26 protein-coding genes and 2 tRNA genes are annotated in these 23,432 nt (G+C 48.2%); 4 read left to right on the plus strand and 24 right to left on the minus strand.

The annotated features are described in order from the left end of the window. Positions 1-26: 26 nt before the first annotated feature. From HZC01_00740 to HZC01_00830, 19 genes are all read right to left on the minus strand, one after another. Positions 27-1,925, minus strand: coding sequence for an Ig-like domain-containing protein (locus HZC01_00740; GenBank protein ID MBI5037225.1), 1,899 nt, complete (start codon positions 1,923-1,925; stop codon positions 27-29). Positions 1,926-2,028: 103 nt separating this feature from the next. Then, entirely contained in the window at positions 2,029-3,420 is a 1,392-nt protein-coding gene (locus tag HZC01_00745) for a ketoacyl-ACP synthase III (protein MBI5037226.1), read from the minus strand. Positions 3,421-3,578: 158 nt separating this feature from the next. Continuing rightward, complete coding sequence (locus tag HZC01_00750; protein MBI5037227.1) at positions 3,579-3,917, minus strand: phage holin family protein; 339 nt, start codon at positions 3,915-3,917, stop codon at positions 3,579-3,581. A gap of 132 nt (positions 3,918-4,049) precedes the next feature. After that, positions 4,050-4,127, minus strand: a tRNA-Glu gene (locus HZC01_00755). A gap of 91 nt (positions 4,128-4,218) precedes the next feature. Next, positions 4,219-4,398: a hypothetical protein gene (locus HZC01_00760; GenBank protein ID MBI5037228.1), complete on the minus strand. Its 180-nt coding sequence runs from the start codon at positions 4,396-4,398 to the stop codon at positions 4,219-4,221. 35 nt (positions 4,399-4,433) lie between these two features. Next, positions 4,434-5,438 carry a type I glyceraldehyde-3-phosphate dehydrogenase gene (gene gap / locus HZC01_00765; protein ID MBI5037229.1) on the minus strand — a complete coding sequence of 335 codons (1,005 nt, stop codon included), beginning with the start codon at positions 5,436-5,438 and terminating at the stop codon, positions 4,434-4,436. 41 nt (positions 5,439-5,479) lie between these two features. Continuing rightward, on the minus strand, positions 5,480-6,358 hold the full coding sequence (locus tag HZC01_00770; GenBank protein ID MBI5037230.1) for a ketose-bisphosphate aldolase: 879 nt from the start codon (positions 6,356-6,358) through the stop codon (positions 5,480-5,482). A gap of 3 nt (positions 6,359-6,361) precedes the next feature. Continuing rightward, the gene (locus HZC01_00775; protein MBI5037231.1) at positions 6,362-7,150 is read right to left on the minus strand and encodes a triose-phosphate isomerase; all 789 of its coding nucleotides are present in this window, start codon (positions 7,148-7,150) and stop codon (positions 6,362-6,364) included. Between the two features lie 9 nt (positions 7,151-7,159). Then, the gene (locus tag HZC01_00780; protein ID MBI5037232.1) at positions 7,160-8,071 is read right to left on the minus strand and encodes a D-alanyl-D-alanine carboxypeptidase; all 912 of its coding nucleotides are present in this window, start codon (positions 8,069-8,071) and stop codon (positions 7,160-7,162) included. 2 nt (positions 8,072-8,073) lie between these two features. Continuing rightward, positions 8,074-8,640, minus strand: coding sequence for an SMC-Scp complex subunit ScpB (scpB, locus tag HZC01_00785; protein MBI5037233.1), 567 nt, complete (start codon positions 8,638-8,640; stop codon positions 8,074-8,076). A 6-nt stretch (positions 8,641-8,646) separates the two neighbouring features. Beyond that, positions 8,647-9,372: a segregation/condensation protein A gene (locus tag HZC01_00790; protein ID MBI5037234.1), complete on the minus strand. Its 726-nt coding sequence runs from the start codon at positions 9,370-9,372 to the stop codon at positions 8,647-8,649. 2 nt (positions 9,373-9,374) lie between these two features. Further along, complete coding sequence (locus tag HZC01_00795) at positions 9,375-9,860, minus strand: YbaK/EbsC family protein (protein MBI5037235.1); 486 nt, start codon at positions 9,858-9,860, stop codon at positions 9,375-9,377. A 12-nt stretch (positions 9,861-9,872) separates the two neighbouring features. After that, positions 9,873-10,172: a hypothetical protein gene (locus HZC01_00800; GenBank protein MBI5037236.1), complete on the minus strand. Its 300-nt coding sequence runs from the start codon at positions 10,170-10,172 to the stop codon at positions 9,873-9,875. Beyond that, positions 10,169-11,575 carry an aspartate--tRNA ligase gene (aspS, locus tag HZC01_00805; protein ID MBI5037237.1) on the minus strand — a complete coding sequence of 469 codons (1,407 nt, stop codon included), beginning with the start codon at positions 11,573-11,575 and terminating at the stop codon, positions 10,169-10,171. Before aspS ends, HZC01_00800 begins: the two co-directional genes overlap by 4 nt. Positions 11,576-11,582: 7 nt before the next feature. After that, a complete protein-coding gene (locus HZC01_00810) occupies positions 11,583-12,185 on the minus strand; it encodes a hypothetical protein (protein MBI5037238.1) in 603 nt (200 codons plus the stop codon). A gap of 2 nt (positions 12,186-12,187) precedes the next feature. Next, entirely contained in the window at positions 12,188-12,559 is a 372-nt protein-coding gene (locus HZC01_00815; protein MBI5037239.1) for a hypothetical protein, read from the minus strand. A 4-nt stretch (positions 12,560-12,563) separates the two neighbouring features. Further along, positions 12,564-13,856, minus strand: coding sequence for an asparagine--tRNA ligase (gene asnS, locus HZC01_00820; protein MBI5037240.1), 1,293 nt, complete (start codon positions 13,854-13,856; stop codon positions 12,564-12,566). A 67-nt stretch (positions 13,857-13,923) separates the two neighbouring features. Next, positions 13,924-16,596, minus strand: a complete 2,673-nt coding sequence (locus tag HZC01_00825; protein ID MBI5037241.1) for an HAD-IC family P-type ATPase — start codon at positions 16,594-16,596, stop codon at positions 13,924-13,926. An 81-nt stretch (positions 16,597-16,677) separates the two neighbouring features. Further along, on the minus strand, positions 16,678-17,031 hold the full coding sequence (locus HZC01_00830; protein MBI5037242.1) for a hypothetical protein: 354 nt from the start codon (positions 17,029-17,031) through the stop codon (positions 16,678-16,680). Between the two features lie 467 nt (positions 17,032-17,498). Here HZC01_00830 and HZC01_00835 point away from each other — a divergent pair. From HZC01_00835 to recR, 4 genes are all read left to right on the plus strand, one after another. Beyond that, positions 17,499-17,574, plus strand: a tRNA-Lys gene (locus tag HZC01_00835). 320 nt (positions 17,575-17,894) lie between these two features. Further along, a complete protein-coding gene (gene dnaB, locus HZC01_00840) occupies positions 17,895-19,262 on the plus strand; it encodes a replicative DNA helicase (protein ID MBI5037243.1) in 1,368 nt (455 codons plus the stop codon). A 49-nt stretch (positions 19,263-19,311) separates the two neighbouring features. Further along, entirely contained in the window at positions 19,312-19,608 is a 297-nt protein-coding gene (locus HZC01_00845) for a YbaB/EbfC family nucleoid-associated protein (protein MBI5037244.1), read from the plus strand. 4 nt (positions 19,609-19,612) lie between these two features. Beyond that, complete coding sequence (gene recR / locus HZC01_00850) at positions 19,613-20,221, plus strand: recombination protein RecR (protein MBI5037245.1); 609 nt, start codon at positions 19,613-19,615, stop codon at positions 20,219-20,221. A gap of 60 nt (positions 20,222-20,281) precedes the next feature. On the opposite strand, the gene rplU is transcribed toward recR, so the two are convergent. From rplU to map, 5 genes are all read right to left on the minus strand, one after another. Then, complete coding sequence (rplU, locus tag HZC01_00855; protein ID MBI5037246.1) at positions 20,282-20,596, minus strand: 50S ribosomal protein L21; 315 nt, start codon at positions 20,594-20,596, stop codon at positions 20,282-20,284. 77 nt (positions 20,597-20,673) lie between these two features. Then, positions 20,674-21,156 carry a DUF192 domain-containing protein gene (locus tag HZC01_00860; GenBank protein ID MBI5037247.1) on the minus strand — a complete coding sequence of 161 codons (483 nt, stop codon included), beginning with the start codon at positions 21,154-21,156 and terminating at the stop codon, positions 20,674-20,676. Further along, positions 21,153-22,274 (minus strand): undecaprenyl/decaprenyl-phosphate alpha-N-acetylglucosaminyl 1-phosphate transferase, encoded by a 1,122-nt coding sequence (locus HZC01_00865; GenBank protein ID MBI5037248.1) that lies wholly within the window; start codon positions 22,272-22,274, stop codon positions 21,153-21,155. Before HZC01_00865 ends, HZC01_00860 begins: the two co-directional genes overlap by 4 nt. Continuing rightward, positions 22,255-22,680: a Holliday junction resolvase RuvX gene (gene ruvX / locus HZC01_00870; protein ID MBI5037249.1), complete on the minus strand. Its 426-nt coding sequence runs from the start codon at positions 22,678-22,680 to the stop codon at positions 22,255-22,257. Before ruvX ends, HZC01_00865 begins: the two co-directional genes overlap by 20 nt. A 4-nt stretch (positions 22,681-22,684) precedes the next feature. Then, positions 22,685-23,431 carry a type I methionyl aminopeptidase gene (map, locus tag HZC01_00875; GenBank protein ID MBI5037250.1) on the minus strand — a complete coding sequence of 249 codons (747 nt, stop codon included), beginning with the start codon at positions 23,429-23,431 and terminating at the stop codon, positions 22,685-22,687. Between the last annotated feature and the right edge of the window lies 1 nt (position 23,432).

The following is a 23,432-nucleotide window of genomic DNA, read 5'->3' on the forward strand; positions in this document are numbered from 1 at the left end:
TTGCCGTAATTGCCATAATGGTAATGTTATTCTACCACAACTCCGCTATTTCCGAGGAGTCCCCACATCCAGAGGAAATGACTCAGCGACAAATAACGCTCACCCGCTAATGGATCCATAACAATGATTTTCGTCGGCGCGGCGGCAGAGCCGACAAATCCCGTCACCACAAACGTGTGCTCGCCATTCACCGCGATAATATCTTTTCCTTCCGGCGTTTTCCAGTCAATTCGTGTTCCACTCCCGGCTGTTCCCCAGATAACGATGGGATGACCCTTCTGTATTTCACCTATTAAGTGGCCAAGCTCTCCGCCGGTAAAAGCGCGCGTGGTGCGATACGCCGATCCGGCTGCCGCAATCGGATCCCAATACACTCCATATCCCGTTGATGGCTGGTGGCCGTCGATATCGCCGACAAATGCTTCATAGGGATCACCCCAAATACCATTTGATTTTGGTGTAGGATCAAAACCAATTGCGTCAATCAATTCCTGTTCACCGACGTTGGCTCCGAAATAATTGAGCGCCATTTTCAGGGTGGCTACTTCACAGCTTAAATTATGGTCTTGGTGATCATAAACCACGCCTAATTTAGTAACGGAAAGTTCAGTAGAAAATGAAGATGAATAATCTGATTCGAGCGTCAAGCCGCCGGTTCCCTTCACCCCAGCGGCAATGGTGGCCGTATAGGTAGTATTGAAATCAAATGGTTCGCCAGGGGTGAATATCATCGTATTCTCATCCCAGCTCACGGTTCCGTCTACGGATGGGCTAAGCGACAATTTGGCTTCGGCCGATGCATGATCCACTGCCTGATTGAACCCAAACTGCAATCGGGCATTGACGCTGACACCGGTACTATCCGAGGTTGGTGTAGAGATAGCCACGCGCACCGGTCCGATCGTGGTGAAACTATGCGTAGCGCTTTCCGTCAGGTAACCGCCGGTGAAGGTAGGCAGCCCTTCTGTAAGCGTCACCGTATACGTCATATCACGCTCTAATTTTTTTGGAGTAAAGGTTACGGTTCGATAATCAGTCGTTGCCCACGCTCCATCAATGCTGGGATCAAACGTCACATATGCAGGCAGCGATTCCATATCAATATTTTCTGAAAACGTGATCGTGATCGGCGTATTCAGCGGTACACCAGTGCCCTGCGGTGCAAATGAATCAATGCCCGGCGCTTCGCGTACCGTCCACGATTGTTTGCGAGCTACCACCGGTTCAGTTCGTGCGGCAATCTCATTGGTGCCAAACAAATATCGCAGTGTTTGCTGGCTGACGATCATCGTATACTGCGCACCCTGGGATAATTTGCTTTTTGGCGTTACCACATAGGACTCCTGATCGCTGCCGGCTACCATATCAAATTCAATAGCCGGTTCGAATCGAACCGACCAGCTGCTCGTTGTTTCGATTGGTTGGTCAAAAGCGATGGTCCAGGAACCGTCAGCACGAAAAGGCTCATCGCTATTCGGCATAATGCTCGTGACAGCCTGGGCTGGAGGAGTTTTGAACGTCAACACATAGTCAGTCGGTTCAGTAAAAGACGGGGTAGCGCCGTGGACCGCGTGCAACGTAATTTCATAGGTTGTATCCGGCAGCCAGGTTAATTCCGGGGTGAACACCAGTGTGCGAACCAATTGATCGCGAATCACCGCTTCATCGTAACTGACGGTGCCAAATACCTGCGGGGTAATCGATACTTCCACATCACGCGCAATCGGCCAATCAAAATTAATAACCAATGATTGATCAAGCGGCTGTATATCATCGACAATACTGATGATAGTTGGTTGCGGCGATTTACCCCCCATGACCACGGCGATTAACCCAACAAAGAGCATCGCGCTGACGATGCTGATAATAATGTAATGGGTATGGGTAAGTATAATTTTTTTTGTTTTTGTTTGGAAAACTTCCATACTGATGTGAATTATAACACGTTTTTATACAAAAGTAAAGAGAAACCCCGCCATCAAGAAATGATAACGGGGTTAAAGGCTAACAAACGATTTTAGAAAATGTTTAGGAAATAGGCACGCGCGGCCGACGGTTAGAATCAAGCAACCGATACGGTAAATGTTCGCTCGGATATGATCCAAGCGTCCAACGAACCATAAAGGTCACCGCAGTCATGCCACCGCCAAATGCCACGAACTCAACCAGGTCGCCCTCTTCCAATTCGCCGCACTGCCAGGCTTCATCCAGACAAAGTCCACCAGACGCTGAGGTAGTATTACCAAAGCGTTCGATATTATTATGAACTTGACCGGCAAACCCAAACTCACGCATCAATTGAATTGGCGGATTAATAATCCGCAAATTCGCCTGATGCATGGCGACAAAATCAATATCCGGAAATAACAGGCCAGCACGCTCTGCGGCCTCTGCCATGAGTCCGACCAGCCGGGGGAGTTCCCCATCGGTCTTCTTCTGCAGCAGCATGCGCTCGGCGCGTTTACGGACGGTATGTCCATCCATAAACATTAAATGTCGTTGATCAAAGGGATCGATTATCATTTCCGGAGAAACCGGCAAAGCTGATCCGCCAGCTGGAACGACTATGAGGTCCCCCAGTGATGGGTCAGATCGAGCGAAGAACCCGCCCGGGATAAATGCGTTCTGCGCAATTGGGCATGCCTCAAGCACGGCACAAAATGCGCCATCCCCGAGGACGATGCGAAGATTCCGATTGTACGGACTGGCCGTGCCCGACATGACGTCAGCGCCGATCACCAGGCCTGATTTGTACTGGCCTGACGCAATCAACCCATAGGCCACCTGCATCGCCGAAGCATAACTGGTGCATGCGGCAGTTACGTCAATGCAGAAAACATCCGGATTCTGAATACCGAGCTTCCCCTTGATCCGCGTGGCGGTCAAGGGAGTCTGTGGATGATCCGGCGTCGTTGTCGCGACCATGATGAAGCCGACGGATTCGGGATTAAGTCCAGAAACTGCAAGTGCCTGCTCCGCCGCCTGCTTTCCTAAATCGCTAGTTGCTACTCCAGGCAGTGCCCAGTACCGAGAACGGATGCCGGTCAAATCAAAAATCTTGTCCGGCAAAGCATCAAACTGAATCCATCGAGGATCTGCGTCCGTGGGAATATTCCCCCGATACTTCTGCCACAGCACCAGTGCCGTGATCTGATCGTCGGGGTTCAGCTGTCGCCAGTCAGCACTATCGTAGAGCGGCGCCTGATCGACGACTGACGAAGGCGAAGCCTCCCAATTTCGTAAAAGCTGAAAGAGCCCTCGAAAGTACCGTTCATGACCAGCTAACGATTCGCTGATAGCTGGATTTGATACAGCCCGGACCTTACACTGTTCATGTTCTGGATCAATAATATGCGACCCAACACCAGTGATCTCCACGCCCTGAATGACGAGCATGGATTCTTTCTGAATGTGTGCCATTCGCTACTCCTCTCAAAAAAAGTTTTCAAAAGTTCCTTATTTCTATTGTATTCTCCAAAAAATGGAGTTTCATCATCTTAACCCTGCTGGATTAATTGGTCAAATAAAAATAGCCGCCGGGATGACCCCGCCGCTCACACTCAATGATTGAACAATAACTACTTTTTCGTGATCGCGTTCGTAAACCACGACATCACCCACATCGCCAGACCGCCCAACAGTGCGGCAATAAATCCTTCGACCTCAAACCCTGGCAAAAATGATGCTACCACCCAGATCAATAATGCATTAATTACGAAAGTGAATAGCCCAAGCGTCAGGATAGTGATGGGTAAGGTAAAGATGATCAGAATTGGTTTAATAATAGCATTCACCAGCCCCAGCACTACAGCGGCAATCAGTGCATACCAGAAACTATCTACCTCAAATCCCGGCACCACATAGGTGACGGCAATGAGTGCGGCGGCATTGAGAATTAATCGAATGATGAGATTCATAGAAACAAACTTGAATGCCGAGCTTCGGATTTCCGCCAAAGGCGGATCTGCCTATGGCACGATATTCCGGGCGAGGCATACTATTGAAGGGAAAAGATGCAATGAAGGAAAACCGCAGGTGTTCCTTCATACTGGTACCGCTATGGGGATTCGAACCCCAGTTTCATCCGTGAGAGGGATGCGTCCTGGACCGGGCTAGACGATAGCGGCCTAATCGGTGTGCTGCAGTATAAATAACTTTTCCCTATTAATCAAGCGCCCGCCTATGGTGCCCGCATCCCCTTGTGCATGACCAATATACTTACATCTTATTGTTCGCCTTTTCGAAGTACAAGCCGGCTAACATCGAAAGGATACCCATCTGCAGATAGAACGATGACGGAATGATAATAACCGTATTATTGACCTCAGTAAAGAACGCAAAAACACCACACATCAAACCAAACACAGCGAATGACATGGAAAAATATTTCGATTTCATGGTATCACCCCCTTTCGTTGATATAGATAAGTATACTACGCAGAACCCATTATTTCCAGGGCTAATTGCACTAATGTATGCGAGTACCCCCATTCATTATCATACCAGGCAATCACTTTCACCAGATTTCCATCCACCACCTTGGTCAAACTCAAATCAATGATCGAAGCATGTGGATTGCCCACTATATCTGACGAAACGATCGGATCTTCAGTCACCGTCATCACACCAGCAAATCGCGATTCGGCAGCGGCTTTCCGAAATGCCTCATTGACCTCATCGACAGTAACCGTGCGATTCAGCAATACGGTCATGTCTGACAGCGAACCAACCAGCGTCGGTACCCGCACCGCCAAGCCATCAAATTTACCCTTAAGTGCCGGAATGGTCTCTGCCGTGGCAATTGCCGCACCGGTCGTTGTCGGCACAATATTCACCGCCGCCGCTCGCGCCCGCCGCAAATCCTTATGCGGTCCATCCACTAAATTTTGATCAGCGGTGTACGAATGGATCGTAGTCATCATAGCCTTCTTGATGCCAAAAGCTTCCTGCAGCACCTGCGCCGCCGGCGCAATGCAATTAGTCGTACATGACGCATTTGAGACGATCGTTTGATTGCCCAACGCGTCACTATTCACGCCCATCACGAACGTCTGCACTTCACCGCCTTTGGGTGGCGCGGAAATAACAACCCGCTTGGCGCCCGCGTCGATATGGAGCTGGGCTTTTTCCTGGCTCAAGAAATGTCCGGTTGATTCAATCACCACGTCTACCTTTAGTTTCTTCCAGGGTAGGTTGGCTGGTTCCTTTTCAGAAAAAACGGGATAGGTTTTTCCCTCAACGACGATCGCCGAATCGGTATGCGTTACCTTCTTCGGAAACACGCCATAGGCAGTGTCGTACTGCAATAAATGCGCCAGCGTCTTGGTATCAGTCAAATCATTTAGGGCTACAACCTCAACGCCTTTTTTTTCAAGTGCCACCTTAAACGCCGCACGTCCGATGCGGCCAAATCCATTGATTGCTATACGAATGCCCATACACGTGTATTAGAAATTAGTAATTAATAATTGGAACTTCATTACACTATTTCATCCGCCATACCGACGCTGCCAAACATGGTCATTTTTTGTTCAACCACATTTCGCATAGCTTCGATAGACGGGGTCAAAATTGACCGCGGATCAAATTCGTCAGGATCATTGATAAGCGTTTCTCGCAGGGTATTGGTAAACGCCAGCCGCAAATCAGTATCAATATTAATAATCGCGATCCCCCGCTGCACGCCTGCCAACACTTGCTTTTTAGGCACGCCAGAGGCGCCGTGTAAAACAAGCGGTGTATGAGGAATCAATTTATGAATAGCTGCCAGCCGTTCGAGATCCAGTCCAGGATTGCCCTTTTGCATTTTAATAATGCCATGCACATTGCCCACGGCCACGGCTAGCGTATCGATCCCCGTTTTTTCCACGAATTCCGCTGCCTCTTCCGGTTTTGTCATCAGTGCCCGGCGGTCTTCTTCGCTCATTTCTTCCAGGCCCTTCACCACCCCCAGCTCTCCCTGAGCATAGACGCCTTTGCGGTGAGCGAAATCAACTGCTTGCTTGGTGAGAATAATATTTTCAATCAAGGGCATGTCAGAAGCATCCATCATAATCGAGGAAAAGCCCGCCTGCACGCATTCAGCCACCGAGCGGAATGATCGGCCGTGATCTAAATGCAGCGCAACAGGAATGTTCCCTGCTTGAATGGTCGCAACCGTATGCACGATATTCGTGATCGAACGCAAACCAGCATACTCAATGCTCCGCTCTGACACTTGGAGAATCACGGGGGATTTTTTCCGCACCGCCGCCTGAACCACCGCCAGCGTGGTTTCTAAATTTTCTACGTTAAACGCGCCGAGTGCATAGCCATTCTCGTGCGCATGCTGAACTAATTTGGAAAGATGGACGAGCATAACTTAACGGGGTGATGAATGATAAGCCTGTATCACGCGGAAAAAAGATTGTGGATCAACACTGGCTCCTCCGACGAGCACGCCGTCAATGTCATCCATCGCGGCAAAACCAGCAACATTTTTTTCATCGACAGAGCCGCCGTAGATAATTCGCATCTCAGTCGCTACATGCGCATCGTACAAATCAGCGATGGTTCGACGAATTAATTTATGAATGACTTGCGCTGATTCGGGAGTATCGGAGACTGGCTGAGCGAGTTCTGTGCTGGTGCTAATCGCCCAGAGCGGTTCATAGGCCAGAAGGATTCGACGCGCGTCCGCGGAACGAACATCCTGCAGCGCCGCAACAATACGCTCATAAATCACCCGCTTCGTCTCCCCAGCTTCCTTCTCGGCATAACTTTCACCGAAACAAATAATCGGGCGCAGTCTTCGGGAGAGCGCAGCATGCACTTTCCGATTCACCGCTTCATCAGTTTCTCCAAAAAATGCTCGCCGTTCTGAATGGCCAATGATGACATATGAGCATCCAGCATCAGCTAACTGTCGCGCGGAAACCGCTCCCGTAAAAGCGCCGCGATCTTCCCAGTAAAGATCTTGCCCAGCAACGGCAATTTCCTTTTCCGGCACGGCCGCGCGCACCGCAGGAATAAATACATACGAGGGAGCAATCAGCACGTGAGACGCCGCCACCAGCGGATCAGCCACAGGAAACATGTTCATGAATCGTTCCACAGCACTGCCATCGAGATTCATTTTCCAATTTGCGATAATATAGGGCTTTTCCGGCATAGCGAGTCTCTATTCTTCCCTTAGTCTAGCGTATTTTTCTTGTTCTGTAAAAATTGATTTGATAAATGGAAGTTCAGCCCATTGAATCAGGGCTCCGGCTTGGCTAAAACGCTCATCGCTCGACCACTGGCGGAGCAGGACGACCAACGTCCCGGCCGGAGACAAACTGGCGTAGGTATACCCCGCTTCATCGAGATAGCCCGTTTTGGCGATGACGCCAGCATCCAATAGCGCGTTAGTGCTTTTAATACGGTGAAACTTTCCCTTATCAATCGTTACTAAATCGTGGACGGGCGTTTGAAGCGCGGCATGGATGCGGGGCTCGGCAAACGCCGCCTGGGCAAGCCGTGCGACATCTGCTGCACTGGCCTGATTGCGTGGATCGAGTCCGGTCACTTCATAAAAAATGCTGTCCGTCATACCAAGCGCCGCGGCTTTCTTGTTCATTCGCCGGACAAATGCATCAGTCGATAAGCCAGTGGCGCGAGCCATAGCCCGTGTCGCGTTATTGGCCGAACCGACCAAACTGGTGTAAAACAAATCCTGAAGTGAAACTATCTCACCTTCACCAACATATAATCTACTCCCCTCAATCGAATCATTATCATCCGGCAAAATAGTGACTGGCATATTCCAGTCAGGATTGAGATCTACCAGAACAAGCGCGGTCATCAGTTTTGAAAGACTCGCAATGGGCATCGGCTCATTGGGCAATCGCGACCAGCGCACACCATTCGTGATGGTATCAATCACAATACCCGCATGCGCACTTATGGCGACATCCGGAAAAACGAGTGCGGGCGCCTCGCGGTTAAGCCCGGTGATTATCTCTACCTGGGCTGCACTCGAAAAAGAATGCAATAAATCCGGCCGATCAATATCCTGCAGGGCAAATAAAAAACCCAGCAACAATGTGAACATACTTATTCACTGACTGCTTCAGTCTGATTCGTCATTTTTTCCTGGAGCAACTTGCGTAAATTTTCATCGCTATTCAGTTTGCCGTAGTCGGGTAATTGAGAAACACGATCAATTCCGAGGAATTGCAGGAAGTCAAACGTTATGGTGTACACGGTCGCCATTTTTTCTTTGTCATCATGCGCCTCGATCAATCCTCGAATCATCAGGTTACGTAAAATCAAGCTGCAATTAACGCCGCGAATTTGCTCTAATTCCGCTTTGGTAATCGGCCCCCGATACGCAATAATGGTGAGCGACTCGAGCGCCGGCTTGGTTAACTCGCCGGTTTGCTCAGATTTAATAAATTCTTTAATCACCGTCGAATACTTTGGACTGGTTGCCATTTGATATGATTGGCCGACTTTTTGCACATGAATACCTCGATCGGCAGTGTTATATTCCGCCATGAGGGCTTCCGCAGCTACGGTAATATCTTCCGTTTTTTCTTTCAAAATCTCCCCTAATTTCTGAGCGGATAATGGTTTGCCTGAAATGAAGAGCAGGCTTTCGATAAGGTAGCGAAGTTCCATGGTTGATTATTCGATTACGTCAGTCGGTGGCTCTTCTGCCCGCTGGACGACGATCTCGTCGAAAATGCCGTCTTGGACGACCGCAACGGCGCGCTGTTTAACCAGCTCAAGCAGGGCTAAAAAGGTTACGATGACTTCTACTTTGTTATTAGATGATTTAAGTAATTCTGAAAAATGTATTTGCGCCCGATTGGAAATCAATTGCTGGATGCTGTCGATCCGCTCACGGATCGAAGCGGTCCGGGCAATCTGTTCTTGCGGCAGCGATACCCAGACGGATAGTTCCTGAAGTACTCCCACGAATAATTGGCGCATGACGTCCTGATTCAGCGTTGTGGGTGGATTAAATATCTTATCAATCTTAATGATCATTTTCTGCCGGGGGAAAAGGAACTTCTTGCGATTCAACATTTTTTGCAGCACCTTCGATGCTTCGTAAAATTCACGATACATTTTTAGCTGAAATTCTAGATCAACACCTTCATCTCCGGTTTCCTCGGCTAATTGTGGCAGGAGCTGTCGGGATTTAATCAGTAATAACTTAGCGGCCACCACTAAAAAGTCAGCTAACTCCTCAGTGGCAATATCGTCCGTGTTTTGTAAATGTTTTATGTACTGGTCCGTAACATGAGCTAAGGCCACCTGGGTAATATCAAGCTCCTCCTGCTCAATCAGTTGGAGCAAGAGGTCAAGCGGTCCTTCAAATTTTTCTGTTTTAAATTGGTAGGCCATGCTTATTTTTTTGTGGCGTCGCGCTTGGCAATCACCGCAGTCTGCAAATTATCCCCCTCAAGCTTCATGTAATCTTTGACTTTCATGCGCACGCTCTCGGTAAAGCTGCCTGCGCCAAATAACGCGCGCTGTGCCTTCAATAATGCTTTGTCCATAACCACGCCGACCTTATGCACTGTGCCAAACGCAGTAATCGCGCCTGGTTTTACATTGAACTTCTTCTTCATTTCTCCTTCGCGAGCAATCTGCACTTTTTTTGCCTTGAATAATTTTTTTACTTTGGGTAAATCAAGTTTGTAATGCGCGGGTATAACCACCAGATAATAGGCAGAATCAACTTTAACCAAGAGGGTCTTGGCAATTTCCTGCATTTTCATCTTCAGCGTCTGCGCCAGATCGTACGCGGTATATACCGTCCGATGCTCGACGACCTCAAATGCCGCTTTGCCTTTTTCAAGCATGGTGATTACTTTCTTTGATAGTGCCATACAAGTATATGGTTAAGGTTTAAAGGGTAATTGCTGCTGGGTATTAAACATTTTTTTTGCGTATCGGCGTCCCGGTACGGTCATGCGCACTTCGTCAATAAACCATTTCTCCGGCGTGCGGCGGCCGTAACCGATGAGAAGTCCCCGCTCAATCAAACGCTCGATGCTCCGACTGATAATGCGCTGTTGGTCATCCGCCGAGGGTTTCTTCTTTTGGCTCGAATAAAACTGTTTCAACCTTGTACGCTGCAGCCTCCCCTTGGCGTCATAGGCGCTCGTTAGGATGAATCGCTGGAGCGGAGAAATGATCATGCTTTTTTCTTGTCAGTTATGGAGATATGGAGATCCTTCAGCTGTTTTGCCGACACGTTACTTGGCGAGCCGGTCATTGGTTCTCGATTATCACCGGTCTTGGGGAACGCCACCACTTCTCTGATGCTCGATTCATTGAAGAGAATCATCAATAACCGATCAATCCCCGGGGCAATGCCGCCATGAGGTGGAACGCCATAGGTAAACGCTTCTAACATATGCCCAAATTGCTCTCGCGCCTCATCCTTCGTAATGCCCACCAATTCAAATATTTTTTCCTGAATCTTCGGATCAGTGATCCGCAGGCTGCCACCGGCCACCTCATATCCATTGAGGGCGATATCGTGCTGCCAGGAGCGAACCTTTTGCGGTTCTGTAGCGAGCAGTGGAATATCCTCAGTTTTTGGTGCGGTAAACATATGGTGTGCTGGAGCATAATGACCATCTTCTTTTTCTGGTTCGAAGAGCGGCCAGTCAACTACAAAACAAAAAGCAAGTTCATGCGGATCATTTTTATTTTTTCGCAAATCAGGCTTGTCATTGCCGTATTTCTGCATCGCCTCATCATACGTCAAACGCGGCCAGGGGGAATAAGTTATGTGCTTTTCGGGAAATAGCGTCTTCACCAGATTGGTATACAGCGTCTCAATCAATTGCAAAATATCCTCCTGCGTGACGAATGACATTTCGATATCCAACTGATAAAACTGATCCGGCGACCGATCACCGCGGGAATCCTCATCACGGAAACAAGGCGCTATTTGGAAATACTTATCCAGCCCCGCAACCATGAGCATCTGCTTATACTGCTGAGGAGACTGGGGTAGTGCATAAAACTTGCCCGGATAAACTCGGGATGGAACGAGATAATCTCGCGCACCTTCAGGAGTTGATTTGGCTAGGATAGGCGTCTCTACCTCGATGAAGCCAAGCTTGTGCAATTCAGCGCGAATAAATTGAATGACTTTGGACCTCATGATCAATTGCCGCTGCTTACGCGGACGACGCAAATCAAGGTAGCGATATTTATAGCGCAACTCTTCCCCCACTTCCGCCTTATCAGTATCCACGATTTCAAACGGAGGAGTTTGGGATTCTGAAATGATTTCAAGTCCGGTAGCCTGAATCTCGACTGTGCCGGTTGGATAATCATGATTCACTAATTTCTCTGGACGGGCTTTGACAATACCGGTGACGGCCACCACAAATTCGGGACGAAGTTTCTTGGCTGTTTCGAGAACTGCTGCATCGTCCGGAGTAAACACAATTTGCACAATCCCCGTTACGTCGCGCAATTCAACAAAAACCATCTTGCCTAAACGACGCGTGACATGTATCCAGCCTTTAAGTTCGACGGTATCGCCGATCTGGTTTATTGTATTTCGAATGTATGAACGTGACATAAGCGTATTACAGTGTTACCGTCGCCAGTATCTGCGCGCTGGCTTCATTAAATTCTATTTCAAATAAGTTATTGGCATTGATGAAAAAAAGATTGTCTTCATTTGGATCACCGGAGGTCTGCCGATACACCGTTGCGATTTCATCAGCGACCTTTTCGGTGTACGATTGATAAATATTTGGAGAAACGCCAGTCAAACGCTGATAAATTTTCCCCACTGGCGTTTCATCCTCGATTTCACCCGGCGTCAATGGAAAAGCTTTAAAGCTCAAAGAATCCGCCGCATCAGCAGCGCGCAATTCAATGAGTGTCCCCTCATACACGCCGTAGGCAATTGAATCCTCAAAAAGCGTGTAATCATCAGGGTATTTGAATGCTATGCTCAGTTCGTCCGATGTATACTGCTGCCAGCCGGACGTATCGACAGATTCAGGAATGCGGACAACGTTCGAGCGAAATGTTTTAATAATTAAAATATTTGAAGTTGGTGTAGGATTCTCAATCCAGAAGAAATACAAAATGTAAAACACAAATAAGACGATGGTCACCTCCATCAGAATGATAGAGATCCCCCAAAATGTCGAAATGCCTCGCTGTGCGAAAAAATTCATACTTAAATGCAAAGGTTATGAGTCAAGCATGTTTGGCCTGCCGCGATACGTTCATACGCATCGCAACTCGGTGATTCAGCCCCACCAAACGTAGTATAGCCGCACCAGAGAATCGTTTCGCCAGATGCCTTCACCACGACATCACCGACGCCAACGCAGGTGCTGCGCAATACATAATGATCGGCACAGCCAAATACCTGATCTACCTGGCATTCGATGGGATATTGCGCATGCCGCTGCCCACAAAATCGTTCAGCTATTTCCTTATCAGGGTTGGCCTGATTAACGTTAATAGCGATGCCATTCAGTAGCACTAATGACAAAGCTAAAAGACCGAATAAAATAATCCATCGTGCTGATATTCCACCATGCATATGTTTAGGGTCGCAAACGATTTAATAATCGAGGAAAAGGTATAGTTTCGCGCACATGATCCAGGCCGCACAGCCACGCCACTGTCCGCTCAAGCCCGATACCAAATCCTGAGTGCGGCACGGATCCGTATTTCCGTAAATCTAAATACCAACCAAAATCAGATTCTGACAGTTTGTGCTCTTTCAGCCGTGAACGCAATAATTCATAATCCCAAATGCGCTCCGACCCACCAATGACTTCCCCATAGCCCTCGGGGGCAAGCAAATCAGCGCACAAAGCAAATTTTTGATTCTCCGGGTCTGGCTGCATGTAAAAGGCCTTTATCGCAACTGGGTAATGGGTCACAAACACGGGCTTGTCGTATTGCTTCATTAACATCGTTTCATCGTCAGCCCCGAAATCATCACCGTGCTTAATATCTGAACCTAACTTTTGTAGTGCCACGATGGCATCGTCATAGCGCAGGCGAACAAATGACCCCTGTACTTTTTGTAACGCCGCTACATCACGCTCGAGAATTTGTAATTCTGCCGCACGATTGGCTAATACTGATTGCACAATATGCGTCACCAAGCGCTCTTGGATTTGTAAATTTTCTTCATGCTGGACAAAGGCCGCCTCAGCATCCAGCATCCAAAATTCCATCAGATGGCGCCTCGTTTTTGACTTCTCTGCTCGGAAGGTCGGTCCGAAATCATAGACTTTCCCAAGCGCCATGGCGAGCGCCTCAAGGTATAATTGCCCCGACTGGGATAAATACGCCTTTTCTTCAAAATAGTCAGTGGCAAAAAGCGTGGTCGTCCCTTCACAGGCAGTTGGCGTCAAAATGGGCGTATCAGTCAGCGTGTACTGTTCTTGACGGAAAAACTCACGCATGGACCAGATAATCTCATCTCGGACACGCATAATCGCCCGCTGCCGTTCAGCACGTAGCCACAAATGCCGATGGTCGAGCAAAAAATCAACGCCATGCTCTTTCTTGCCAATCGGGTATTCCTCAGCCCGATGAACTAATACGACTGACGAAACGTGCAATTCATAGCCAAATGGCGAGCGAGTATCAGCTCTGACCGTACCCGAAACTTCCACGCTTGATTCAAGTGTCAGCTGCTCGCAAGCAACCCAGCTCTGCTCGTCAACGGTTTCACGGCTAACCACCCCTTGAATTCGGCCAAATCCATCTCGAATTTGTAGAAAATATATCTTGCCTGAACTTCGAAAATTAAAAACCCATCCACGGATGGTTACTTGCTCCCCTTCATGCGACTTGAGCTGCGAAAGATGGATAGGTTTCATAGAGTGCAAAAATTATACCACTTTTTTCCCATAATGGCAAATGACACACGTTCAGTATTTCTCAATTTTATGCCTGCTGAACTCGCCGAATCCTGGTCTGAAACACCGTTTTAAGCAATTCAATAATTGCAATTGCACCAAAACCAGTAGGCATGGCAATCAGCCAATCGGTAAGATTAAGCGGCACAGTTTGAAATATTTCCTGCAAAGCCGGCATATAGATCACGGGCAACTGAAGTAAAATGCCTACTAGAACTCCGAGCAATAAATAGCGGTTGCTAAACGGATTTCGTTCCCATACATGATGACGTATGCTCCGGTATGCAAAAGAATACATCAAAGTGCCGATTGCCCCCGCTACAAATGTGGTCGAACGGGCTCGTTCCAAATCACCGGTTATTTTCCACTGCAGATAAAATACACCCAATAGCAAAAATCCAGTCAGTACGCTGACTGAAGCGATTAATAATTTTGTTTTTCGATCCACGATGGGTTGCGTACGGGGCACGGGAGGCTGTTGCATTGCATCTGGCTCACCAGGCTCCATTGTCAAACCTATGCTGGGAAAGGAATCAGTTACTAAATTAATCCAAAGAATCTGTGCGGCCAACAGCGGCAGTGGCCAACCAAAAAATAATGACAAGACCACCAAGATCATCAACGTAAAGCTATCTGAGAGTAAAAACAATACTGACTTTTTAATATTGTCGTATAAGATTCTCCCCTGCTCCACAGCATGAACAATGGTACTGAAATTATTTTTCAGTAGCACCATGTCAGCCGTTTCTTTCGCGACATCGGTTCCGGAACCAAGCGCCACACCAATGTCAGCCGATTTTAATGCGGGAGCATCATTTACACCATCACCAGTCATCGCCACGACCTCACCACGTTCTTGCCACGCATCAATTATGCGCAGCTTATCAGCAGGCGTGACGCGTGCATACACCGAAATAGAGCTAATCCGAGCCATAAGCTCTTCGCGCGACAATTGAGCAAAGGCCGCGCCTTCAATAATATTTTCATCCGCATGCGGCAGGCCAATTTCTGCAGCAATCGCTCGAGCCGTCAACCGATGATCGCCGGTAAGCATAATCGGTCGAATGCCCGCCGCCTGACACCGTCGAATGGTTTCACTGGCGTCACTCCGCAGCGGATCTTTGATAACCGCAAATCCCACAAAGATCAAATCGGCTAACGCCGCTTCGCCCTCAGGAATTTTCTTCAGTTTAGAATCAGCGGGAGTATACGCCAATGCTAACAATCGCAAACCTTGACTGCTCAAATCTTGATACTGATGTTGTAGAGTGTCGCGCATCCGCTTGTCCAATGCGCGCTTCTTACCATCTAAATCAACAAATTTCGCATGACGTAAAATAATTTCCGGTGCGCCCTTGATATTAAGCATGGCGCCATCGGTTGCGTGCGCATTCAGGCTCACCATGAATTTTGTACTGGAATTAAACGGCGCAACATCCAGACGAGGATGCTGTCGTCTGAGTGCCACCAAATCAATTCCCGCCTGAGAAGCAACTAAAATCAAAGCTTTTTCAGTCGGGGTGCCGATGACGCTCCGATGCTCAATCGCCTCATCGGGATTCTCAATCGATGCATCAGAGGCCAGCACACCGACCTGCAATGCCGTAAAAAAACTCTTAGCCGGTGCTTCGTCCGCTTCACTGATCGCGTGAGTGGCGACATCATTATCAAAAGTAATAATCCGAACGACTCGCATTTCCCCTTCAGTTAAGGTACCAGTCTTATCAGTACAAATGACGGTTATGGAGCCAAGCGTTTCGGCTGCTACTAATTTACGCACTAAAGCGCGCTTTTTTAGTATCTGCTGCATGCCAATCGCCAGCGTCACCGTGACCACCACTGCCAAGCCTTCGGGAATAGCCGCGACGGCGAGAGCCACTGCCGTGGCGAATGTTTCTCTCAGCTCATACCCGAAGAGCAATCCAATCAAAAAAATGAGCAACGCTGCTCCCAATACAATATATCCAATCAATCTACCTAAACCAATCAGCTTCTTTTGCAATGGCGTTTGCTCCTCTGGCGCTGCAGCAATCATGGCCGCTATTTTGCCGAGTTCGGTTTGCATGCCGGTGTGCACTACCACTCCCGCACCCGATCCCTGCACCACCGTCGTACCCATAAATGCCATGTTGCGTTGTTCAGCGAGGAGAACAGAAGATGGCAATGCTTCGGTTATTTTCTTAATGGGTGCGGATTCACCGGTCAGGCTTGACTCATTAATCGCTAGATCCTCGGCAGTTAACAAACGGATGTCAGCTGGCACCGTGTCGCCACTACTCACATAGACAATATCTCCGATAACAACCTCAATGGCATTGATACGAATGCGTGTGCCATTACGGCGAACAACTGCGTACTGAGTGACAACACTGCGCAATCGTTCCAGTGAACGCTGCGCCCGATACTCCTGAATAAACCCCACGAGAACATTAACGCCAACTGCAGCTAAAATAACAAACGTATCAATATGATCATTCAGAAGATACGTGATACCTGCTGCAACGAGCAAGATGACTATGAGCAAACTTTTGAATTGCTCGGCTAAAATCCGGGGTGCGGCAATTCGATCGCGGCTGGCGATTTGATTGGCCCCATGAGTGGCTAAGCGACGTGTCGCTTCTGGCACCGTCAATCCCTCAGCCGTGGTTGCGACTGAACTGAGTACATGCGCAATTGATTGAGTAGAATATGATTCGCTCATAGGCACTTCTATACTACCATACCTGAAAAACAAAAACGACTCAGATTGAGTCGTTTTTGATGCGTTATAACGCGAATTGGTTTAGCTGGTCACGGTGTCTGCCGTATTGACGACAAAAGTCACAATTGCCCAAGCTAAGAGTACAACGATTAAACCGACAACTGCTGCGCTGATAATCTTTTTGGCGGTGCCTACTTTATCCTCATTGCCACCAGCCGTAATCCAAACGAAGCCTCCGTACAGAATCATGATAACCGCGATCAAACCGAGGAAGCCGAGTACCCATTGAACGATGTTAACAACGGTTGATTCGAGGTCAGCAGTTCCGAGACCGAAGGTGTTGCCATAGTTACCAATATTCACCTGAGCTGAGGCTACCACTGGCATTACCAAAACGACGGCCAGAGTAAGAGCGGTAATAATTTTTTTAGTCATTCCATTCACCCCCTTTCATGTGTTCCATAACGTTTGCGCTATGAATAAATTACTTACTGAAGTTTTCCTTTTGTATAAAAATAAAAAAATGCCCCAAAAATGAGAAGTAGTATAATAATGAAGATTTGACCGCCAGTTGAATCCATATTAAATCATCTCATTGTATACCCGGGGACTGAACACGTCAATGTGTAACTATATAGTCAGAAGTCTCTACTAAAATCCCGGTTTCTATTGGCATTTCTCGTGAATTATAGCAAAATAGACGCAAAATGGCAAGTTGCTTGCTTTTTCCCTTACATTTGATAGTATTTGTTGCATACCTCCTATATTTATTGGGGAGAGTTCATAATATTCTTACACCGAGCCGCGTAGAATTTTTACGCGGCGAGGAAAAGGAAAAACGCGTGCGAAGGCGGAATGACCGATGATAATCGGACACGAAGCCGATAGCACCGTTTGGACGCGCGCGCATAGCTCAGTTGGTAGAGCAGTGGCCTTTTAAGCCAACGGTCGGGGGTTCGAATCCCTCTGCGCGCACCAAACGAAGTGCAGGAGCAAGCAGAACGACACACCAATGTGTGTCGTGTAGGGATGAGAAAGCCGCAGCGATGCGCGAGTTCCCCGAGCCTGTCGAGGGGAGGCGAGCGCCGCGAGGCGGGGTCGACCGCAATTGCCGTCAGGCAATTGACGGGTGACCAAAATCCCTCTGCGCGCACCACCTCAAGAGTGCCGCGGTAATACCGCGGTATTTTTGTTTATTGCTAAACAGGTGGAAAACATGTGTATGGCCCACGGCTTGATTTAGGGTAGCTTTCAGGATACACTGATAACCACCGAATAAACGCTTTATTCCCCTATCTATGGCTAAAAAAGCCGCTGGTATTGAAAAATTACCACCACAAAACCTTGAGGCAGAACAGTCTGTTTTAGGGGCTTTATTGATTGATAAAGACGCAATTATCCGAGTAGCAGATATAGTTACCCCGGACGATTTTTACAAAGATGCCCATCGCGCTGTCTTTGAAGCTATGCTCACCCTCTACGAAAAGCGTGAACCAATTGATGTATTGTCACTTTCAAATCAACTCGAAAGCGAACACCGTCTCGAGGAAATTGGTGGCAGAAGTTACCTAGCATCACTGGCAAATGCCGTACCAACCGCCTCCCACGTCACTAACTACGCACACATCGTTCAGAAGAAAGCAACCCTACGCCGGTTATTGACGGTCGCCTCTCGCATTACCGAGTACGGCTATGATGAATCAGAAAATATTGAAGAGCTGTTGGACAAGGCCGAACAGGCAATTTTCGGCGTTTCCCAAAAATACCTCAAGCAAAACTTTATTCCAATAAAATCAATTTTAACTGAAGCATTCGATCGTATTGATGAATTGCATCGCGAAAGCGGCAAGCTCCGCGGTATTCCAACGGGCTATGCTGACCTCGACAACATATTGGCGGGCCTACAGAAATCAGATCTGATTATTCTTGCAGCCCGGCCGTCAGTTGGTAAAACAACCCTGGCGCTGGACATTGTTCGACAAGTAGCGGTGAAATCAAAAGTTCCCGTTGGAATATTCTCACTGGAAATGTCAAAAGAACAACTCATTGATCGTTTTCTTTGTGCCGAGGCGGGCGTTGATCTCTGGCGCATGCGGAGCGGAAAATTATCCTCTGACGAGGACTTTACCAATATTGGCAATGCCATGGGTATCTTGTCCGAAGCGCCTATCTATATTGATGATTCGGCCTCAGCGAATATTATGGAAATCCGAACTAAAGCACGTCGGCTACAATCGGAACACAATCTTGGCCTGATTGTCATTGATTATCTCCAACTTATGCAAGGTACGTCCGGTACTGATAACCGAGTACAGGAAATCAGTGAGATCACGCGTTCACTCAAAGCTATTGCCCGTGAACTGAACGTCCCCTTAATCGCCCTATCCCAGCTCTCGCGCGCTGTGGAGTCCCGCACTCCCCCAATCCCGAAACTGGCTGACCTCCGTGAATCCGGATCAATCGAACAGGACGCCGACGTGGTACTTTTTATTTATCGCGAAGCGATCTACAAAAAAGATATTGACCCAGCGCGCAAACATGTGGCGGAAATCCACGTTGCGAAACATCGCAATGGTCCGACCGGTGAAATTCAACTATACTTCGACGAGAATCGAGTCAGCTTCCGCAATCTTGATCGCAAAACTAGCGATATCCCCGCCTTTTAAACCCCATCTAAAAACTACTCACTTATTAACTACCTACTACTTACTCCCCATGTTCAATAAAATCAAAGAACTCAAACACTTACGCGACCAAGCGCATCAAATCAAAACAATGCTCAGCCAAGAAACGGTTCATACTGACGCCGCCCACGGCACTGTACAGCTCGTCATGGATGGTAATCAAGAAGTGCTCAGCATTGATATCAACCCCTCACTTCTCGCCCCTACTGAAAAAGAAAAACTGGAAACCGCGATACGTGAAGCAACGAATGACGCCATTAAAAAAGCGCAGCGTATTATGGCGGAAAAACTGAGGGGCATGGGTGGACTAAACATGCCTGGCATGTAATTGCATGAACACATATCCTGATTCTATAAAAAATGCGATTGCTGCGCTCTGCCACCTTCCGGGCTTGGGGCCAAAATCGGCTGAGCGACTCGTTTTTTATCTCATAAAAAATGGTAATGGCATGGCGGACGATTTGATAAAGCACCTAACTGCCATCAAACGCGACATACAAGTGTGTAACATCTGCGGCAATATAGCTACCACCAATCCCTGCACCCTTTGTACCGATCCAAAACGCGACCAGAGCACACTCTGTATCGTCGCCGAGCCGCAGGATATTATTATCATCGAAAAAACCGGTGATTTTCGGGGACGCTACCATGTTCTGGGAGGATTATTGAATCCCGTGGACCAAATCACTCCCGAAAAACTTCGCATTCAGCAATTAGTGGATCGCGTCAAAAACAATAATCCAGCCTTCAAAGAAATTATTATTGCCACGAATCCGGATCTCGAGGGCGAAACCACCGCGCTGTATATTAAACGCCAGCTCCAAGAACTGTCAGTCGTAGTGACCCGCCTTGCGACCGGCTTACCCATGGGAGCCACGATTGAGTACGCCGATGAAGTAACTCTCTCCAGCGCCTTCAAAGGACGCCAACGGATGAATTAAACCATATTCAAAGATAAAACAAAATGTCCCCGATATCGGGGACATTTTTTTGTATTGAAATTAAGCGATAATTTTTTGAATCATCACCTGGGTCTGGAATTGGCGATGACCACGGGTACGTAAATACCGAACTTTATTCTTGAATTTTACCACCAAAATCTTCTTCGATTTCTTCTGGACCATAACCCGACCCTCTACTTTCACATTCGGTAAGGTTGGCTTGCCAAATGAGGTGGTTTTTCCATCAGCATACAGCAAAACGTCTGGAAAAATAACGCTTCCCCCGACCGCTTCGGGTAATTTTTCGATTGTCAGCACCTGTTTCTCGTGAACGGGGTACTGCTTTCCTCCAGTGCGGATAATTGCGAATTTCATAGGTTACGTAATGATATAGATATAATGCCGCACTGATTTCGGGCTATCAGTGGGTATACCCCATACTAGCAAAGCGGCTAATCCCTGTCAAAGGTGATACTGACGGTATCCCCGATCTTCCAACCACGTGCCGCTGCACCGCCACTCGTAATCTCGAGTACATCAGTAGCGATAACCTGCGGGTTGATCAATTCCACTCCCGGTTGTGCTCGATGTTCAATATGTACAATAGCCCCCTCATTAATCCAAATAATGTCCAAAGGAATCTTGGTATCCCGCATAGTGAAGATATATTGTCCGGCTACGGTAAAGGTAAAGAGCATCCCCTTCTCATATGGCAAATAGTTCCGGTGGGACAAGCCGGTCTGCTGAGTCTGAGACGTCCGCGCGATCTCTACCAATACCCGATCATCACCAATTTGTACTACGCCAGTTTCATCGCGCAGCCGATGCCAATAATATGGCGCCATTGACAAAGCTCGATCGCCGCCGACTGACCACAGCGTGATACCAAGAACGATAGCTATTAATATAAAGATCCATAAACTTCGACGATTCATACGGTCTCCCCTTTCTCCCGGCGATGATACCGGGCGACGATTAATGCAATAAGCAAAAGCATGACCGCCGCGAGTACCAACAAAGCGGTTAATTTCTGCTCGCTGTTGCTGATAAACACAGCTGCTCCCCCAAAAACGATAGAGAGAGCGTACAGGCTTACTACTGCCAGCCGCGGTGACATACCGATATCCAGTAAACGAAAATGTAAATGCGAAAGATCAGCGGTGCGAAACGGCGATGCTCCGCGCCACAGGCGCCGGACGATTACCCACGCTACATCCAGGATAGGAATGCCCATGACGAGCATGGCGGTGGCAATTTTCGCTCCAGAAATTATCGCCAGCACGCCCAACATAAAACCAGTCAAGACGCTCCCCCCCTCGCCCAGATAGATGCGGGCGGGATGAAAATTAAAAATGAGGAAGCCAGCACAGGCGCCAGCTAAAATAACGGCAAGGAGCGCAGTTTCCGGTTGCGCCACATCCTGATGAATACTGAGAAAGAAAAGCACACAGGCTCCGATCGTCGTAATACCAGAAACTAAACCATCCAATCCATCTAAAAACTTCGTAGTGTACATCATGCCCATCAACCAAACGAAAGCAAAGAGGTCAGCGAGCACCACAAAATAATACGGGATATGACTAATAGAAAAGAGTTGCAACTTAATAGTATCGAGCGCGACAGTGCCGCCAAAGGGATTGGTAATATAGGTGACACCAATACCCGATCCAATTACAATTAAACACGCCAAAACCGGCCAAATAATTTGCTTACCGGGTGTCAGATGAAATCGATCATCGAGATAGCCACCGATCATAAGTAGTAACCCGGCCACCGCCATGCCGATCAAATATTTTGGCAGCATATACCCACCCAAAACCCGATCGGTAAAAAACGCATAGCCGCCCACTACTAATAGTAACGTACAAAAAATAGCAACACCACCAAGCAAGGGGACGGGTTGCGATTGTCGCTTACGATCAGGTGCTTCCTCCGGACGATCAACGATGCCACGCCGTATCGCGAACCGCCGTACCACCACGGTGCAGAGCATCGAGACGGCACAGGCTACACCAAAAGGAATGATATATGCATTAATACTCAGCAGGTCCATAGGTTCGCTCAAGATATGTTTGTAATATTTCCTGGGCAGCAATTGCATCCAATGCTCCCCGCGATGTACGCGTCGTGGTATGCGTCTGCATCCGCTGCTGCGATATACGTGAAGTCATCCGTTCATCTTGGTAAGCAATAGAGTGGTGACTTACTTGCCCCAGCTGCTCGCCAAACTGACGCACACGACCGGCCATTAAACCTTCATCGCCGTTCTGATCAAGCGGTAAACCTATCACCACCCCATCAATATCCTCGGAGTCAATCAATTGCTTGAGCTGGCGCACTGCATCCGCATCATGAGTCACCGACAGTATCGTATGGGGAAATGCCGAATGTTTTGCTTCATCAGACAGCGCCGTGCCGATTCGTTTGGTGCCATAATCAATACCTAATACTCGTCCCATAAGCTTAAGCGCGGGTTAAAATCTCTGGATCACCATCAGTAATAGCGACGGTATGCTCAAAATGCGCTGACCAAGCTCCATCATGCGTAACAATTGTCCACCCATCAGGCATAGTCTCAACCGCTGCACTCCCGAGATTGAGCATGGGCTCAATGGCAATCACTAATCCAGGAATAAGCTGAACGCCCGTACCGGCTTTGCCGAAATTCGGCACCTGGGGAGGCTCGTGCACCTGATATCCGACACCATGCCCCACCAGCTGTCGTACCACAGAAAAACCAAATCCCTCCGCATACTGCTGCACGGCATAACCAATATCTCCAGTTGTACTACCTGCGCGAGCCGCACGGATACCTTCATACAACGAAGCACGGGTAACTTCTAATAATTTTGCAACCTCCGGATCAAGCGTACCTGCACCCACGGTCACGGCCATATCCGTAAATAATTTCTGATACACCAAACCAAGATCCACGCTCACGATATCGCCCGGCTGTATCACGGTCTGCTGGCGAGGAATGCCATGCACCACTTGCTCATTTACCGAAATGCAAGCAACGTTTGGATACCCATTATAACCAAGAAAAGCTGGCGTCGCATCGTACCGTTTGATTTCTCGTGCCGCAATTGTATCCAATTCCAGCGCCGTCACGCCCGGACGCACCGCATCCGCGACAATCTGAACCACCGCAGCCAGCCGCTTCCCACCCTCGCGCAAAACTGCAATTTCCTGCGGTGATTTTATCTTCATG

This window comes from Candidatus Kerfeldbacteria bacterium (assembly GCA_016214565.1).
In the GTDB taxonomy this organism is placed as follows: Bacteria; Patescibacteriota; Patescibacteriia; order UBA10025; family JAHIVO01; genus JAXDBW01.